This is a genomic window from Streptomyces sp. NPDC058796 (assembly GCF_042745235.1).
Taxonomy (GTDB): Bacteria; Actinomycetota; Actinomycetes; order Streptomycetales; family Streptomycetaceae; genus Streptomyces.
In genome coordinates this window covers 545,709-562,235 of sequence record NZ_JBHYOP010000001.1, presented here as the reverse complement: position 1 = coordinate 562,235, position 16,527 = coordinate 545,709, and the positions used below count along the sequence as shown (strand labels likewise).

Below are 16,527 nucleotides of genomic sequence, written 5' to 3'. Positions count from 1 at the left end.
CGGGGTGTACCGGCCAATATGCCCGATGCGGGGCCGAGTGCCCGTCCGCCGTCGGCAGGATCCGTGCCTACTGAGGGCGGAGCAGTCGGCGAGGTCTTCTGCCACCGGAGTACCAGGCTCCCGTCCGAGACGTGCGGGATGCGGTCAGGTCCGGACGCCCGCCGCCTCCCGCGCCTCCGTCGACTCCAGCCGTCCCGCGTTCCGTTCCGCCGTGCGGCGGGCCCAGTGGCCGGTGGTCAGGGCGCCGAGGAGCAGGACCGCGAGGCCGCACCCGGCCAGGATCCACCAGCCGGGGCGGGCGGCGGAGACGAAGGTGTCGCGGTACGAGGAGGCGCCCACGCCCGCCGCCAGCACCGCGCCGACCACCGCCACGCCCAGCGTCTGGCCCAGCTGGCGGCTGGTGGACGCGACGGCGGCGGCCACCCCGGCCTGGGCGCGGGGCATGCCGGAGACGGCGGTGTTGGTGATGGGGGCGTTGACGAAGCCGAAGCCGACGCCGAACAGGACGTAGCCGATGAAGAGGGTGACGTTCGAGGTCTCGGCCTCGAAGGCGGCGAACAGCACCCCGCTCACCGCCAGCGCGCCGCCCGCGACCAGCAGCGGCAGCCGCGGCCCCCGGCTGCCGACGAGCCGTCCGGCCAGCGGGGCGCACAGGAAGGTCGGCACGGCCATCGGCAGCATCCACAGCCCGGCGTGCAGGGCGCTCAGTCCGCGCACGTTCTGCAGGTAGAGCGTGGACAGGAACAGGAAGCCGCCCAGCGCGGCGAACGCGCTGACCGCGATGACGGTGGCCCCGCTGAACGGCGCCGAGCGGAAGAAGCGCAGGTCGATGAGGGGTTCGGCGCGGCGGGGCTCGTAGAGGAGGAGGCCGAGCAGGGCGGCCAGTGCCAGTGCGGCGAACGGCAGCACCGTCGTGAACCCGGCGTTCGGCGCCTCGATGATCGCGTACGTCAGGGAGCCGAACAGCACGATCACCATCAGCTGGCCCAGCGGGTCGGGGCGGCGGGCCTTCGGCGCGCGGGACTCGGGGACGAAGCGGAGGGTGAGGAGCAGGGCCGCCAGGCCCACCGGCAGGTTGACCCAGAAGATCGAGCGCCAGCCGACCGACTCCACGAGCAGGCCCCCGACCAGCGGGCCGGCGGCCATGGATATGCCGACCACCGCGCCCCACACGCCGATCGCGCGGGCGCGCTCGCGCGGGTCGGTGAAGGTGTTGGTGATGATCGACATGGCGACCGGGTTGAGCATGGAGCCGCCCACCGCCTGGATCATCCGGAAGACGACCAGAGAGGACAGGTCCGGGGCCAGCGAGCACAGCAGCGAGCCGAGGGTGAAGACCACGAGGCCCGTCATGAAGACCCGCTTGCGGCCGATCCGGTCGGCCGTGGAGCCGGAGAGCATCAGCAGCGCGGCCAGCACCAGCGTGTAGGCGTCGATCGCCCACTGGAGTCCCGACGTGCTCGCGTGCAGATCGCGCTGCATGGCGGGCAGGGCGACGTTGAGGATCGTGTTGTCGATGCTCACGATCAGCAGGCTCATGCAGCAGATGGCGAGCACGAGCACGCGTCGGCGGTGGGTGAGCTCGGGCATGGCTGCCATCGTACGCCCATTTCGATAGTGCGGTTAACTAATGACCCATACATGATCTTTGTCCACAGGCACCGCGAGCACCACCCCGCGTGCGTGACAATGGAGGAATGTCCACGCCCACCGCACCCGCCCCCAGCACCACCGCCCGGCCGTTGCAGGTCGGCCCGCACACCGTCGCGCCGCCCGTCGTGCTGGCGCCGATGGCAGGGATCACCAACGCGCCGTTCCGCACGTTGTGCAGGGAGTTCAGTGGCGGCAAGGGCCTGTTCGTGAGCGAGATGATCACGACCCGGGCGCTGGTCGAGCGCAACGAGAAGACCATGCAGCTGATCCACTTCGACGCGACCGAGAAGCCGCGCTCGATCCAGCTGTACGGCGTCGACCCGGTGACCGTCGGCAAGGCCGTCCGCATGATCGCGGAGGAGGACCTCGCCGACCACATCGACCTGAACTTCGGCTGCCCGGTGCCCAAGGTGACCCGCAAGGGCGGCGGCTCCGCCCTCCCGTACAAGCGGCACCTGCTGCGGGCCATCGTCCGCGAGGCCGTGACCGGCGCCGGCGACCTGCCCGTCACCATGAAGATGCGCAAGGGCATCGACGACGACCACCTCACCTACCTCGACGCCGGCCGGATCGCCGTCGAGGAGGGCGTCACCTCCATCGCCCTGCACGGCCGCACCACCGCCCAGCACTACGGCGGCACCGCCGACTGGGACGCCATCGCCCGCCTCAAGGAGCACGTCCCGGAGATCCCCGTGCTGGGCAACGGCGACATCTGGTCCGCCGAGGACGCGCTGCGGATGGTGCGGGAGACCGGCTGCGACGGTGTCGTGGTGGGGCGCGGCTGCCTGGGGCGGCCGTGGCTCTTCGCCGATCTCGTCGCCGCCTTCGAGGGGCGCACGGAGGACTACGTACGGCCGACGCTGCGCGAGGTCGCCGACGTGATGGTGCGGCACGCCACCCTGCTCGGCGAGTGGATCGGCGACGAGTCGCGCGGCGTCATCGACTTCCGCAAGCACGTCGCCTGGTACCTCAAGGGCTTCGCGGTGGGCTCCGAGATGCGCAAGCGGCTCGCGGTCACCTCCTCCCTGGAGGCACTGCGTGCCGGGCTGGACGAGCTGGACCTCGACCAGCCCTGGCCCACCGGTGCCGACGGTCCTCGCGGCCGCACCTCCGGCAACAACCGGGTGGTCCTGCCGGACGGCTGGCTGAAGGACCCGTACGACTGCGCGGGCGTCGGCGAGGACGCGGAGCTGGACACCTCCGGCGGCTGACGGCGGCCGGTCAGTCTCCGGCCCCGGTGGGGTGCGGGGTGGAGCCGTATGCCGTCAGGAAGCGGTCGCGGAAGGAGTCCATCTTCCACACCGGGGCGTCCCCGGCGGGCTCGAGGCCTTCCGTCCAGTTCCAGTCGTCGATCGCGTCCAGCACCTCCGGGTCCTTGGCGACGATCGAGACGGGGACGTCCCGGCTCGCCCTGTCGCCGCTGACCCGGGCGAGCGGCTGGTGGTCGCCGAGGAAGACCAGGACGGTGTCGTCCGTGCCGTAGCGCTCCAGCCACTGGGTGAGGCTCGTGACCGAGTACTCGACCGACTTGCCGTACTCCTCCTTCGACCGGGTGGAGTCGGCGATGACGTCGGCAGCCTCCACGCCCGACGCCTCGATGCCCTCGTAGACCGAGCCGTCGCCGATCTCGTCCCAGCCGACCATCCTCGGCAGCGGCGCCCAGGGCTGGTGGCTGGAGGTCAGGATGACCTCCGCCATCAGCGGCCTCTCCCGCTCCCTGCCGTGCTCCAGGCGCTGGAACGCCTCCAGCGCGTACTGGTCCGGCATGGTCGACCAGCTGAACTTCGGCCCCCGGTAGCCGACGTCGAACGCGTCGTAGACCTTGTCCAGCCCGTACCACTCGGCCTCCGGCCACGCCTTCTGCACGCCCGGCATGACACCGACCGTGTCCCAGTGGCCGGTCTTGCCGAACGCCTTGGTGAGGGTGAGGTGGTCGCTCGCGGTGACGGTGCGGTAGCGCTGCTGGTTGTCCACCCACAGGCCCGACATGAAAGTGGAGTGGCCGAGCCAGCTGCTGCCGCCGAACGTGGCGGACGTGAGCCAGCCGCTGCGCGCCCGGAAGCCCGCCTCCGCCAGCGCCTTCGTACCGGTGCCGAGGGTGCGGCCGACGCCGGGCGCCGTCACCGGGTCCTCGATGGCGCTGCGGCCGTAGCTCTCGATGAACGCGAAGATCACGTCCTTGCCGCGCAGGTCCGGCACGAGCTGGTCGCCGGGCGTCGCGCCGAACCGGTCCGACTCCGCCTCCTTCGCGAACGCCGCCTCGTCCCGCAGCGTGTCCGTCACCCGGTGCGCCTGCGCCTGGAGCAGGGCGGAGGCGTTCGTCGTGGCGATCCGTGTCCCGAAGGTCTGCACGCCCAGTGCCACGCAGGTGATCCACACGGTGGCCGCCATCAGCGCCCCCCGTGCCGCCCGCTCCCGGTGCGCGGCGAGCAGCTCGCCGAGCCGTACCGCCGCCAGCGCCGTCACCACCAGCAGCGAGACGGCCAGCCCGGCCGCGCCCACGGCGGCCCAGGCCGCCGCCGCCCCGCCCATCGAGTCCGCCACGTACGACTGGGCGTCGTCCAGCAGCCCCCAGTCCAGAACGACGTTGAAGCCCCGCCCCAGGAACTCGGTGAAGCCCATGTCGAGCAGGTTCAGCACCGTCAGCGCCCCGAGGACGGCGCCGAAGAGGGCCGACGCCGCCAGCCGCGCGGGCCGGGGCAGGCAGAGCAGCAGGACCGCGCCGACGACGGCTTCCGCCGGGATGCGCGCGAACCGGTTGGGTTCGAGGGCGGCGAAGGTGTTCGGCAGCAGCAGGGCGCCGAGCACGAGCGCGGCGGCGAGGACGGTCGTGGTGCGGCGGACGACGAGGGCGGTGCGCGGGTGCCGGGTGCGCCAGGCGCGCCAGTGGGCCAGGCGGGCCTGGAGAACTTTCAGGGGCGAAGGTGCGGCGGGAGCGGGTGTGCCGGATGCGGCGGGGGTGTCGGCGCCGTGCGGCGGCCGGCGGAAAGGCGTGCTGACAGGCACCCGGAGGTCCTTCCGTACGAAACCCGGTGGTCGGCGGACCCGGCGAGGGGGCCGGGTCCGCCGCACCCTGACGTACGTGCGCCGCGAGCCGTCCGTTCACCGGTCCGCATGGTGAAATCCGGCAGCCTGTGGCAGCGTGATTCTCGCCACCTCTGATAGAGGTGACGCTCAGATGAGCGGATCTTGAGCGGTTCCACTTCTCCAAGGGGTGGCACTGAGTGCCATGTCATGATCGTTCATCGATCGAACTCAAACGTAGCGATTGGCGCTCAGGTGAGCGCCTAGTCCGGGATTCGAGAGTTCATCCGTTCAAGAAGTGAAAACACAAGCCGTCGGTCGCTTGCCAAGCCTTGACTTTCGATCCGCTGGCGGACGAGTGGTTACAGGCGCATGACGCGCAAGTGGACGTACCCAGGTGCCTTTGATCTGGGTACATTCCTCGCCGTCAGGGCAGCCACCGCGTCCTCGAGGAGTCGAGACCCGTGTCGGAAAACAAAGAACCTCAGGTAACGAACGCGCCGAAGTTCGTTTACGACTTCACCGAGGGCAACAAGGACCTCAAGGACCTCCTCGGCGGCAAGGGCGCCAACCTCGCCGAGATGACCAACCTGGGTCTTCCGGTCCCTCCCGGCTTCACCATCACCACCGAGGCGTGCAAGACCTACCTCGACAGTGGCGAGGAGCCGACGGCACTGCGTGACGAGGTGAGTGCGCACCTCGACGCCCTCGAAGCGAAGATGGGCAAGAAGCTCGGCCAGGCCGACAACCCCCTCCTCGTGTCGGTCCGCTCCGGAGCCAAGTTCTCCATGCCCGGCATGATGGACACGGTCCTCAACATCGGCCTCTCCGACAAGTCGGTGCAGGGCCTGGCCAAGCAGGCCGGCGACGACCGCTTCGCCTGGGACTCCTACCGCCGCCTGATCCAGATGTTCGGCAAGACCGTCCTCGGCGTGGACGGCGACCTCTTCGAGGAGGCGCTGGAGGCGGCGAAGGCGGCCAAGAAGGTCACGGTCGACACCGAGCTGGAGGCCGCCGACCTCAAGAAGCTCGTCACCAAGTTCAAGAAGATCGTCAAGACCGAGGCCGGGCGGGACTTCCCGCAGGACCCGCGCGAGCAGATGGACCTCGCCATCAAGGCCGTCTTCGACTCCTGGAACGGCGAGCGCGCCAAGCTCTACCGCCGCCAGGAGCGCATCCCGCACGACCTCGGCACCGCCGTCAACGTCTGCTCCATGGTCTTCGGCAACCTGGGCCCCGACTCCGGCACCGGCGTCGCCTTCACCCGCGACCCCGCCTCCGGCCACCAGGGCGTCTACGGCGACTACCTGCAGAACGCCCAGGGCGAGGACGTCGTCGCCGGCATCCGCAACACGGTGCCGCTCGCGGAGCTGGAGCAGATCGACAAGAAGTCGTACGACCAGCTGATGCAGATCATGGAGACGCTGGAGAACCACTACCTGGACCTCTGCGACATCGAGTTCACCATCGAGCGCGGCCAGCTGTGGATGCTCCAGACCCGCGTCGGCAAGCGCACGGCGGGGGCGGCCTTCCGCATCGCCACCCAGCTCGTCGACCAGGGCCTGATCGACGAGGCCGAGGCCCTCCAGCGCGTCAACGGCGCCCAGCTCGCGCAGCTGATGTTCCCGCGCTTCGACGAGGACGCCAAGGTCGAGAAGGTCGGCCGGGGCATCGCGGCCTCGCCGGGCGCGGCGGTCGGCAAGGCGGTCTTCGACTCGTACACGGCCGTCAAGTGGTCCCGCTCGGGCGAGAAGGTCATCCTGGTGCGCCGCGAGACCAACCCCGACGACCTGGACGGCATGATCGCCGCCGAGGGCATCCTGACCTCGCGCGGCGGCAAGACCTCCCACGCGGCCGTCGTCGCGCGCGGCATGGGCAAGACCTGTGTCTGCGGCGCCGAGGAGCTGGAGGTCGACACCAAGCGCCGCCGGATGACCGTCCCCGGCGGGCACGTCGTCGAGGAGGGCGACGTCATCTCCATCGACGGCTCCTCCGGCAAGGTCTACCTGGGCGAGGTCCCGGTCGTGCCGTCGCCGGTCGTCGAGTACTTCGAGGGCCGCATGCACGCCGGTGCCGAGGACGCCGACGAGCTGGTCGAGGCCGTGCACCGCATCATGGCCTTCGCCGACCGCAAGCGCCGGCTGCGGGTGCGCGCCAACGCCGACAACGCCGAGGACGCGCTGCGCGCCCGCCGCTTCGGCGCCCAGGGCATCGGCCTGTGCCGCACCGAGCACATGTTCCTCGGCGACCGGCGCGAACTGGTGGAGCGGCTGATCCTGGCCGACACCGAGGCCGAGCGCGAGGAGTCCCTGAAGGAGCTGCTCCCGCTGCAGAAGCAGGACTTCGTCCAGCTCTTCGAGTCGATGGACGGTCTGCCGGTCACGGTCCGCCTGCTGGACCCGCCGCTGCACGAGTTCCTGCCCGACATCACCGAGCTGTCGGTGCGCGTCGCGCTCGCCGAGTCCCGCCAGGAGCCGCACGAGAACGAGCTGCGCCTCCTCCAGGCGGTGCACCGCCTGCACGAGCAGAACCCGATGCTGGGCCTGCGCGGTGTCCGTCTCGGCCTGGTCATCCCCGGCCTGTTCACCATGCAGGTGCGGGCGATCGCCGAGGCGGCGGCCGAGCGCAAGGCCGCCAAGGGCGACCCGCGCGCCGAGATCATGATCCCGCTCGTCGGCACCGTCCAGGAGCTGGAACTCGTCCGCGACGAGGCCGACCAGGTCATCGCCGAGGTCGAGGCCGCCACCGGCGCCAAGCTCAAGCTGTCCATCGGCACGATGATCGAGCTGCCGCGCGCCGCGCTGACCGCCGGTCAGATCGCCGAGGCCGCCGAGTTCTTCTCCTTCGGCACCAACGACCTCACCCAGACCGTGTGGGGCTTCAGCCGCGACGACGTGGAGGCCAGCTTCTTCACGGCCTACCTGGAGAAGGGCATCTTCGGCGTCTCCCCGTTCGAGACCATCGACAAGGACGGCGTCGGCTCCCTGGTCGCCGCCGCCGCGAAGGCCGGCCGCGAGACCCGCCCCGACCTGAAGCTCGGCGTCTGCGGCGAGCACGGCGGCGACCCCGAGTCCGTCCACTTCTTCCACGAGGTGGGCCTGGACTACGTCTCCTGCTCCCCGTTCCGCATCCCGGTGGCGCGGCTGGAGGCGGGCCGGGCGGCGTCGCAGTCGAAGGGCAGCGACCACCGGTAAGCCCCCGAGAGGGGCACAGGGCCCCGGAGCCGCCGTCTGTCACCCGACCACCCTCACCGATCGGCGGCGGCTCCGGTCCACGGGAAGAGGCGGCACCCTTGTGCGGGGGTGCCGCCTTTCTCGTCAGCCGGTGCTTCCGTGCGCGTCAGCCGGCGCCGTTGCCCCGGCGCCGACGCGCGGCCAGCAGCAGTCCGCCGCCGGCGAGCACGACGGCCGCGCCGCCCGCCGCGATGTACGGCGTGGTGTCGTCGCCGCCGGTCTCGGCGAGGCCGGTGCCCTGCTGCCCGGCGGCCTCCTCTCCGCCGCCGGAGTTCTCCGCGTTCCCGGAGTCCTTGGAACCGGCCGCTTCGTCGGAGTCCTTGTCGCCGGAGTCCTTGTCGTCGGCGGGCACGAAGCCCGCGGGCGGCTTGTCGCAGCCGACGCCGTCCTTGTCGCGGTCGAGGTGGTCGCCGTAGTGCTCGTCGCCCTTCGGGATGTTGTGGTACCCGGCGTCGTAGGCCTCGGTGCAGTTCTCGAACGGGTGGTTGCCGTCGTGCGCCTGGGCGGCGGCAGGCAGGGCGGCCAGGGCCACCGCGGCCAGGGCGACGGCGGCGGGCTTGCGGAGCAGCTTCATCAAGAGTCCCGGGAATGGTGTGGTGGAGCGGATGTGAGATGACGAAGCTATTGAGGTGCGCGGGATGTGGTGGAGATATGAAGGAGTCGTGACGGGAACGTGATGTGACCGGACGGTAGCTCTCCGCTGTCCCTCGGCTGCCCGTGGCGGGCTACGCCCTGAACGGTCCGCGCACCTCGTAGGTGATCCCGCCGGAGGACCTCCCGCTCGTGCCCCGCTGGCTGGAGAAGTACAGCCGGGTGCCGTCGGGCGAGAAGGCGGGGCCCGTGATCTCCGAGCCGGACTGGCCGTCGATGCGCAGGAAGGGGGCGATCACGTCGCTCGGTGTGATCACGCAGATCTCCATGGTGCCGCCGTCCTCGGCCACGAACAGGTCGCCGGAGGAGCTGCCGGTGACGTTGTCCACGCCGGTCAGCGGGGCCGTGCCGGACGTCACCAGGGAGTCGTCGTAGGCGAGTTCGATGGTCTGGGCGGCGGCGTTGTACTGCCAGACGCGGTTGTCGCCCTTGGTGGTGAACCAGCAGGTGTCGTCGGCGTAGTGGCAGCCCTCACCGCCGTTGAACCGCTTGGCGCCGGAGACCTGGTGGCGGGTGGCCGTCGCGCCGGACGGGTCGGGGACCCTCGCCCAGGACACCGGGCCGCTGGTGGCCGAGCCCGCGACCAGGACCTCCAGCGTGCCGGAGGACAGGTCGCCCCAGGTCGTGGGGCGGAAGCGGTAGAAGCAGCCGTCACTGACGTCCTCCGTCAGGTAGACGGCCCTGCGCACCGGGTCGGCGGCTGCCGCCTCGTGCTTGAAGCGGCCCATGGCGTCCCGCCGCACCGCGGCCTTCACGCCCCACGGGTCGGTCTCGTAGACGTATCCGCGGTCCACCTCCTCGCAGGACAGCCAGGTGTTCCACGGTGTCCGGCCGCCCGCGCAGTTCTGCCGGGTGCCGGAGAGGACGCGGTACGCCGAGGTGACCGCCCCGGTGGCCGAGAACTTCACCGCGCTCGCCCCGCCGGAGGGGTTGATCTCCGAGTTGGAGACGTAGATCCAGCCCGAGCCGTCCGGGTAGCAGGCGCCGCCGTCCGGGGCGTTGTGCCAGGTGTACGAGGTGCCCGCGACCTTCTGTCCGGAGCGGGCGATCACCCTGCTGGTGAAGCCGGCGGGCAGCCGGATGCCGTTGGCGTCGGGCGCTCCGAGCGCCCCGTACGGGCCGCTGCCGGGCTGGGCGGGGGCGGCGTGAGCGGCACCGCGCCACAGGGCTCCGCCGAGCACGGCCGAGCCGCCGACGACGGCCGTGCGCAGAAGGGTACGACGTTCCACTGCTGCCTCCGGGTGTCCTGACCGGGGCCCGCCGCCGGTCGGCGGCGGGGGTGTGCGGCTACGGACCCTAGAGCGCCACGGTTGACGGTGCATGGACAATCTGTGACGGCCGGACGGCGCGCTCCCCCAGCGGTCCACCGCCACCACCACCGCCGAGCACCGTACGCCGGGGCGGGTCGGCGCGGTTCCGGGCCGTGGTGCGACCGCCGCAGTCCTACGCCGCCTTCACCTCGTACGTCTCCACCCGCACCGTCTCGTCGTCCAGGCACACCCCGGTCGCCAGGTCGAAGCGCTGCTTGAGCAGCGGGGAGGCGACGAAGGGGCGGCCCTGGTGGGTGCCGGTCAGGCCGCGGGAGAGGACCGCCGCGCCGGTGAACGGGTCGCGGTTGCCGATGGCGTACAGCTCGCCCGACCGGTCGCGGAACAGGGCCACCTGGCCGCCGTCCGGCAGCAGGGCCGCGACGCCCCGGCCGGGCAGCAGGGCGCCGAGGTCGCAGGCCGTGAACCAGTCGTCCGTCAGCCGGAGCCGGACCTTGAGGTCGGTCGTCTCGGGTGCCAGGGTCATCGCCGGGTCATTCCTTCCAGGAGGTCGTCTTCCGAGGGGCGCCGCAGGCCGATGTCCAGCAGCGGCAGGTCGGGCTTCATCTGGTCGCGCTCGGGCACGAAGCCCACGACCGGGTCCGGGGTGTCGGGCGCGTTCACGAAGGACACGAACCGGGCGAGCTTCTCGGGGTCGTTGATGGTCTCGGCCCACTCGTCGCGGTAGTGCGAGACGTGGGCCCGCATCAGGGACTCCAGTTCGTCGCAGATGCCGAGCGAGTCGTGCACGACGACGTCCCGTACGTGGTCCAGGCCGCCCGGGATGCGCTCCAGCCAGGTGGAGGTGCGCTCCAGCTTGTCGGCGGTGCGGATGTAGAACATCAGGAACCGGTCGATCAGGCGGACCAGTTCGGCGTCGGAGAGGTCCTGTGCGAGCAGGTCCGCGTGGCGCGGGGTGGCGCCGCCGTTGCCGCCGACGTAGAGGTTCCAGCCGTTGGAGGTGGCGATCACGCCGAAGTCCTTGGACTGGGCCTCGGCGCACTCGCGGGCGCACCCGGAGACCGCCGACTTCAGCTTGTGCGGGGAGCGCAGGCCCCGGTAGCGCAGCTCCAGGTCGATCGCCATGCGCACCGAGTCCTGGACGCCGTAGCGGCACCAGGTCTGGCCGACGCAGGACTTCACCGTGCGCAGCGACTTGCCGTAGGCGTGCCCGGACTCGAAGCCGGCGTCCACCAGCCGCGCCCAGATCACCGGCAGCTGCTCGACGCGGGCGCCGAACATGTCGATGCGCTGACCGCCGGTGATCTTCGTGTAGAGCCCGAAGTCCCGGGCGATCTCGCCGATGACGATCAGCTTCTCCGGCGCGATCTCACCGCCGGGGATGCGCGGGACGACGGAGTACGAGCCGTTCTTCTGGAGGTTGGCCAGGAAGTGGTCGTTGGTGTCCTGGAGGGCGGCCTGCTCGCCGTCCAGGACGTAGCCGCTGGCGCCGATGCTCGGGGCGAGGGAGGCGATGATCGAGCCGATCGCGGGCTTGCACACCTCGCAGCCCTCGCCGCCCCGGGCGTCCTCGCGGCCGTGCCGGTCCAGCAGCTCCCGGTAGGAGGTGATCCGCAGCGCGAGGACGATCTCGTACAGCTCCTCGCGGGTCTGGGCGAAGCAGCCGCACAGGCCCTTGTCGACCTCGACGCCGCTCGCCTCCAGCTCGGCGGTGACCAGCTGGCCGAGCACCTTCACGCAGGAGCCGCAGCCGGTGCCGGCCTTGGTGCACTTCTTCACCTCCGGCACGGTCGTGCAGGAGTGCTCGGTCACCGCGCCGCGGACCGTGCCCTTGGTGACGTTGTGGCAGGAGCAGATCACCGCGTCGTCGGGCAGGGCGGCCGGGCCGAGCTGGGCGGGGGCGCCCGCACCGGCGGGCAGCACCAGGGACTCGGGGGAGACCGGCGGGACCGAGCCGGTGAACGCGCGCAGCGTGCCGTACGCCTCCGCGTCGCCGACCAGGATGCCGCCGAGCAGCGTGCCGTCGCGGCCCACGACCAGCTTCTTGTACAGGCCCGCCCGGGAGTCGGAGTAGACGACGTCCAGGCAGTCGTCGGCGGTGCCGTGCGCGTCGCCGAAGGACGCCACGTCCACACCGAGCAGCTTCAGCTTGGTGGACAGGTCGGCGCCGGTGAAGGAGGCCTCCTGGGCCGCGATGGTGGCGGCGGCCGTCTCGGCCTGCTCGTACCCGGGTGCCACCAGCCCGTACACCCGCCCGTCGGCGGCGAGCGCGCACTCGCCGATCGCGAAGACCCGCTCGTCGGTGACCGTCCGGCACCGCTCGTCGACGCTGATGCCGCCGCGCTCGCCGACCGCCAGTCCGCAGTCGCGGGCCAGCTGGTCGCGGGGGCGGACACCGGCGCTGAAGACCACCAGGTCGGTGGCGAGTTCGGAACCGTCGGAGAGCCTCATGCCGGTGACGGCGCCGTCCTCGCCGGTCAGGATCTCCTGCGTGCCGACGCCCGTGTGCACGGACAGGCCCATCCCCTCGATGGTGCGCAGCAGCGCCGCGCCGCCGCCCTCGTCGACCTGGACCGGCATCAGACGCGGCGCGAACTCCACGATGTGCGAGGTGAGTCCGAGCCCCTTGAGGGCGCCGGCCGCCTCCAGCCCGAGCAGCCCGCCGCCGACCACCGCGCCGGTCGTCGCGGTCTTCGCGTACGCCTCGATGGCGAGCAGGTCCTCGATCGTGCGGTAGACGAAGCAGCCCTCGGCGTTCTTGCCGGGGACGGGCGGCACGAACGGGTACGAGCCGGTCGCCAGCACCAGTACGTCGTAGTCGACGACCAGCCCGGAGCGGGCGGTCACCGTGCGCGCCTCGCGGTCGACGCTCTCCGCCGGATCGCCGACGCGCAGTTCGACGCCGTGCTCCTCGATGAACGCCGCGTCGGTCATCGACAGGTCCTCGGGGGTCTTCCCCGAGAAGTACGAGGTGAGCTGGACGCGGTCGTAGGCGGGGCGCGGCTCCTCGCACAGCACGACCACGCGGTGCGTGGCGGTCAGGCCGCGCTCGGCGAGCGCCTCCAGGAAACGCTGGCCGACCATGCCGTGGCCGACGAGGACGATGGTCGGGGTGGCGGTCATCAGGAGCCTCCGTCATGGGTGAGCAGGTGGAGCAGGGGGCCGCCGTCGGACGGGAGCGGCTCTGCTCCCTCCCAGGCGCGCGCGAGCGCGCCGACGGTGCCGAGTTCGCCGACCAGGACCCCGCCGACCAGCCGGTCGTCACGGACGACGACCTTGCGGTAGGTGCCCCGGGTGGCGTCGGCGAGCTGCACGACGTCGTCACCGGGGCGGGGGTCGGTCTCGCCGAACGCGGCGAGGTCGAAGGAGCCCTCGGGCCCGAGGGGGCCGCCGGTCCCGGTGAGGGTGAGCCGGGTCAGAGAGCGGGTGCCGGTGTAGCGGGCGGCGGTGCCGTCCCCGGCGAGCAGTCCGGCGAGCGCGCCCGCCTGTTCGAGGGCCGGCGCGGCCAGCCCGTACACGCGCCCCGCGTGCTGGGCGCAGTCGCCGATCGCGCGGATGTGCGGGTCACTGGTGCGCAGCTCGTCGTCGACGACCACGCCCGCCGCCACCTCCAGCCCGGCTGCCCGCGCCAGCCCCACGCGCGGCCGGACCCCGCACGCGAGGACGACGACGTCGGCGCCCAGCGCGTACCCGTCGGCCATTTCCACCGACCGCACCGCCCCGCCGACGCTCCGCACGTCCCGCACCCGGCACTCGGTGTGCACCTCGACACCGAGGTCCTCCAGGTGGCGCCGGACGAGGGCGGAGGCGGCCGGGTCGAGCTGGCGTTCCATGAGCCGCTCGGACTGCTGGGCGAGGACGACCTGGGCGCCGCGCACGGCCAGCGCGCGGGCGGCGGACACGCCGAGCAGCCCGCCCCCGACGACGACCGCCCGCGCCCCCGGCCGCAGTGCCTTGGACAGTCCCAGGCAGTCGTCCATCGTCCGGAACGCGTGCACGCCCTCGGGCAGCTCCCGGTCCGGGGTGAACAGGCCGCGCAGCGGCGGCAGTACGGCGTTGGAGCCGGTGGCGAGGACCAGCGTGCCGTAGGCGATCACGGAGCCGTCGGCGCAGTGGACGGCGCGCCGGGCCCGGTCGATGCCGGTGACCCGGCCGCGCAGCAGTCCGGCCGGCGCGGGCAGCGCGACCACCTCGGGGCCGTACCGTCCGGCCAGCACCTCGGCGAGCAGCACCCGGTTGTAGGGGCGGTGCTCCTCGTCGCCGACGACCAGCGCGGGCGTGCCGAGCTCACCGAGCCGCCGGGCGAGGGTGACGCCCGCGAGTCCGGCGCCGATCACCACCACACGCGTATTCGAGGTCATGGCACCGAGCGTGCGGTGCGGGTGTTACCCGGTGGCATCGCGACTGTTTCCCAGGGGGAACGCTGCCCTCAGCGGGGCCGGGCACCGGGTGTGAGGGACGCTGGAGGCGTCCGTAACCTCAGAAGACCCTCATCTCGATGGACGGCACATCCATTCCGTCCATAGGGTCACGATCATGCCCGACATATCGCTGACCACGGTCGTCCTGCTCTGCCTCGCCGCCCTCGCGGCCGGCTGGATCGACGCCGTGGTCGGCGGTGGCGGGCTCCTGCTGCTGCCCGCGCTGCTGCTCGGCCTGCCCGCCGGGACACCGGCCGCGCACGCGCTGGGCACCAACAAGGCGGTCGCCATCGTCGGCACCACGGGCGCGGCGGTGACGTACGCCCGCAAGGCGCCCGTGGACGTCGGCACCGCCGTACGGATCGGCCTCGCGGCCCTGGCCGGATCGTCGGGCGGGGCCTTCTTCGCGGCCGGGATGAGCACCGAGGTCCTCAAGCCCGTCATCATGGTGGTGCTGCTGGCCGTCGCGGCCTTCGTGATCCTTCGACCCGCCTTCGGCACCGCCCCCGCCACCGGCCCCGCCACCCGCCGCCAGACGCTCGCCGCGATCGGCCTCGCGGGCCTCGGCATCGGCTTCTACGACGGCCTCATCGGCCCCGGCACCGGAACCTTCCTGGTGCTGGCCCTCACCGCCGTCCTCCACCTGGACCTGGTGACCGCCTCCGCCACCGCGAAGATCGTGAACTGCTGCACCAACGCGGGCGCCCTCGCGATGTTCGCCTGGCAGGGCGCGGTGCTGTGGCAGCTGGCTGTCCTGATGGCGGTGTTCAACCTGGCGGGCGGCACCCTCGGCGCGCACACGGCGCTGAAGCGGGGCAGCGGATTCGTGCGGATCGTGCTGCTGACGGTGGTGTTCGCGCTGGTGGCGAACCTGGCGTACGAGCAGTGGATCGCGTAGGAAGGGTTCAGGGCGGGGTCTCACCGGCGGCCGTCTCACCGGCTGTCGGTCAGGTGCGCGAAGACGACCACGTTCCCCTGGTAGCCGGTACCGCGTGCGTAGTCGCCGCCGCAGGTGATGACGCGCAGCTCGGGCCGGTCGGCCGCGCCGTACACCTTCTCGTCGGGGAAGTCCTCGGCCTCGTACACCTCGACGGCGTCCACGGCGAAGACCGCGACGCCGCCGTCCTGCCGGCCGACCTCGATCAACGAGTCCTTCTCCAGGGCGCCGAGGCGGTAGAAGACGGCGGGGCCCTCGGCGTTGTCGACGTGCCCGGCGACGATCGCGGTGCCCGTCTCGCCGGGGGTGGTGCCGGCCTCGTACCAGCCGGCCAGGTTCTCCTCCTCGGCGGGCGGTACGTCGAGACTGCCGGACGGTGTCAGCCCGAGGCCCGTCATGGGGGCGTCCACGCCGATCGCCGGGATGCGGATGCGGTCGGGAGGGGAGGGCGGCAGCGCCGGTGCCGCGGGCGCCCGCCCCGCCTGCCCGGCGCCGGTACGGGCGGCCTGCGCGGCCGACGGCTGCGGCGGTGCCTCGGCGCCGGTCCGGCCGAGCAGCAGCCACGCCCCGGAACAGAGGGCGAGCGCGGTGACCGCGGCTATCGCCCAGTCGCCGATCCTGCGCATGACGCGCCCCTCTCCCTCGGGTCCCTCGGGGGATCCCCTGCCCCCTCCGGGCCGCGAGGGGCATCGGACCCGGAGGGGGTGGGGAAGTGCGGTACCGGCGGACGGGCAGCGGAGGGTGCCCGTCAGATCCCGTCGCCTCTCGCCCGGCGATGCAGGAGCCAGGTACCGCCCGCGGCGGCGACGGCCAGAGCCGCAACACCGGCCGCGGTCTGCACGGGATCGGGGCCAAGAGCGCCGCCGACCCCCGTCTTCACGCTTCCTCTGGGGTACACCTGCTCACGGGCCGCGGTCAGCGTGACCACCAGGTCACCCGCCACCCGCTTGCCGCTCCCGCCACAGGTCGCGACGATCTCGTACGTCCCCGGCTGGGCGCTCGGCGGCACCTGGAAGCCGCCCGTCGTCGCGCCCTCCCCGGCGCCCGGCGCCAGCGGGAACTCACCGGCGCCCACCGCGCTGGCGTCCCCCGCCGCGCCGTCCTCGCCGCACGCCGCCGTGCGCACCGTGGCCCGTTCGCCCGGCACGACCGAGGACGGATACACCTCCAGACCACCGGTGACTCGGGCCTGACCGGCGTACGCGGGCGCCGGGGAGGCGAGGCCGACGGCCGCGACGGCGAGCGCGGTGCCGGTCAGCAGGCGGGCGGTACGTCGCATCGGTGCTCCTTCGAGCTCTTCGGTGGCCCCTGCCCTACCGAGGAAAGTCGCACCGGGCGCG

12 protein-coding genes are annotated in these 16,527 nt (G+C 72.2%); 3 read left to right on the top strand and 9 right to left on the bottom strand.

From position 1 onward, the window contains the following. Window positions 1-144 precede the first annotated feature (144 nt). On the bottom strand, window positions 145-1,590 hold the full coding sequence (locus ACFW47_RS02580; RefSeq protein ID WP_386278909.1) for an MFS transporter: 1,446 nt from the start codon (window positions 1,588-1,590) through the stop codon (window positions 145-147). 107 nt (window positions 1,591-1,697) lie between these two features. On the opposite strand from ACFW47_RS02580, the gene dusB reads away from it, so the two are divergent. Then, complete coding sequence (dusB, locus tag ACFW47_RS02575; RefSeq protein WP_386278911.1) at window positions 1,698-2,864, top strand: tRNA dihydrouridine synthase DusB; 1,167 nt, start codon at window positions 1,698-1,700, stop codon at window positions 2,862-2,864. Between the two features lie 10 nt (window positions 2,865-2,874). On the opposite strand, the gene ACFW47_RS02570 is transcribed toward dusB, so the two are convergent. Beyond that, a complete protein-coding gene (locus tag ACFW47_RS02570) occupies window positions 2,875-4,659 on the bottom strand; it encodes a CDP-alcohol phosphatidyltransferase (RefSeq protein WP_386304487.1) in 1,785 nt (594 codons plus the stop codon). A 482-nt stretch (window positions 4,660-5,141) separates the two neighbouring features. Between ACFW47_RS02570 and ppdK the strand changes: the two genes are divergently transcribed. Continuing rightward, complete coding sequence (gene ppdK / locus ACFW47_RS02565; RefSeq protein WP_386278915.1) at window positions 5,142-7,871, top strand: pyruvate, phosphate dikinase; 2,730 nt, start codon at window positions 5,142-5,144, stop codon at window positions 7,869-7,871. A 145-nt stretch (window positions 7,872-8,016) separates the two neighbouring features. Here ppdK and ACFW47_RS02560 read toward each other — a convergent pair whose 3' ends face one another. From ACFW47_RS02560 to ACFW47_RS02540, 5 genes are all read right to left on the bottom strand, one after another. Continuing rightward, window positions 8,017-8,484, bottom strand: a complete 468-nt coding sequence (locus tag ACFW47_RS02560; protein WP_386278917.1) for an excalibur calcium-binding domain-containing protein — start codon at window positions 8,482-8,484, stop codon at window positions 8,017-8,019. 151 nt (window positions 8,485-8,635) lie between these two features. Further along, window positions 8,636-9,790, bottom strand: coding sequence for an alkaline phosphatase PhoX (locus ACFW47_RS02555; RefSeq protein WP_386304485.1), 1,155 nt, complete (start codon window positions 9,788-9,790; stop codon window positions 8,636-8,638). Window positions 9,791-10,004: 214 nt separating this feature from the next. After that, window positions 10,005-10,355: a nitrite reductase small subunit NirD gene (gene nirD / locus ACFW47_RS02550; RefSeq protein ID WP_386278921.1), complete on the bottom strand. Its 351-nt coding sequence runs from the start codon at window positions 10,353-10,355 to the stop codon at window positions 10,005-10,007. Next, window positions 10,352-12,952 carry a nitrite reductase large subunit NirB gene (gene nirB / locus ACFW47_RS02545; protein ID WP_386304483.1) on the bottom strand — a complete coding sequence of 867 codons (2,601 nt, stop codon included), beginning with the start codon at window positions 12,950-12,952 and terminating at the stop codon, window positions 10,352-10,354. Before nirB ends, nirD begins: the two co-directional genes overlap by 4 nt. Beyond that, on the bottom strand, window positions 12,952-14,190 hold the full coding sequence (locus ACFW47_RS02540; protein ID WP_386278925.1) for an NAD(P)/FAD-dependent oxidoreductase: 1,239 nt from the start codon (window positions 14,188-14,190) through the stop codon (window positions 12,952-12,954). The genes nirB and ACFW47_RS02540 overlap by 1 nt, the downstream gene beginning before the upstream one ends. A gap of 175 nt (window positions 14,191-14,365) precedes the next feature. Here ACFW47_RS02540 and ACFW47_RS02535 point away from each other — a divergent pair, with 175 nt between their 5' ends. Beyond that, a complete protein-coding gene (locus ACFW47_RS02535; protein WP_386304481.1) occupies window positions 14,366-15,148 on the top strand; it encodes a sulfite exporter TauE/SafE family protein in 783 nt (260 codons plus the stop codon). A 35-nt stretch (window positions 15,149-15,183) separates the two neighbouring features. On the opposite strand, the gene ACFW47_RS02530 is transcribed toward ACFW47_RS02535, so the two are convergent. Then, a complete protein-coding gene (locus ACFW47_RS02530) occupies window positions 15,184-15,813 on the bottom strand; it encodes a class F sortase (RefSeq protein ID WP_386278928.1) in 630 nt (209 codons plus the stop codon). A 122-nt stretch (window positions 15,814-15,935) separates the two neighbouring features. Then, window positions 15,936-16,466 carry a hypothetical protein gene (locus ACFW47_RS02525; protein ID WP_386278930.1) on the bottom strand — a complete coding sequence of 177 codons (531 nt, stop codon included), beginning with the start codon at window positions 16,464-16,466 and terminating at the stop codon, window positions 15,936-15,938. Between the last annotated feature and the right edge of the window lie 61 nt (window positions 16,467-16,527).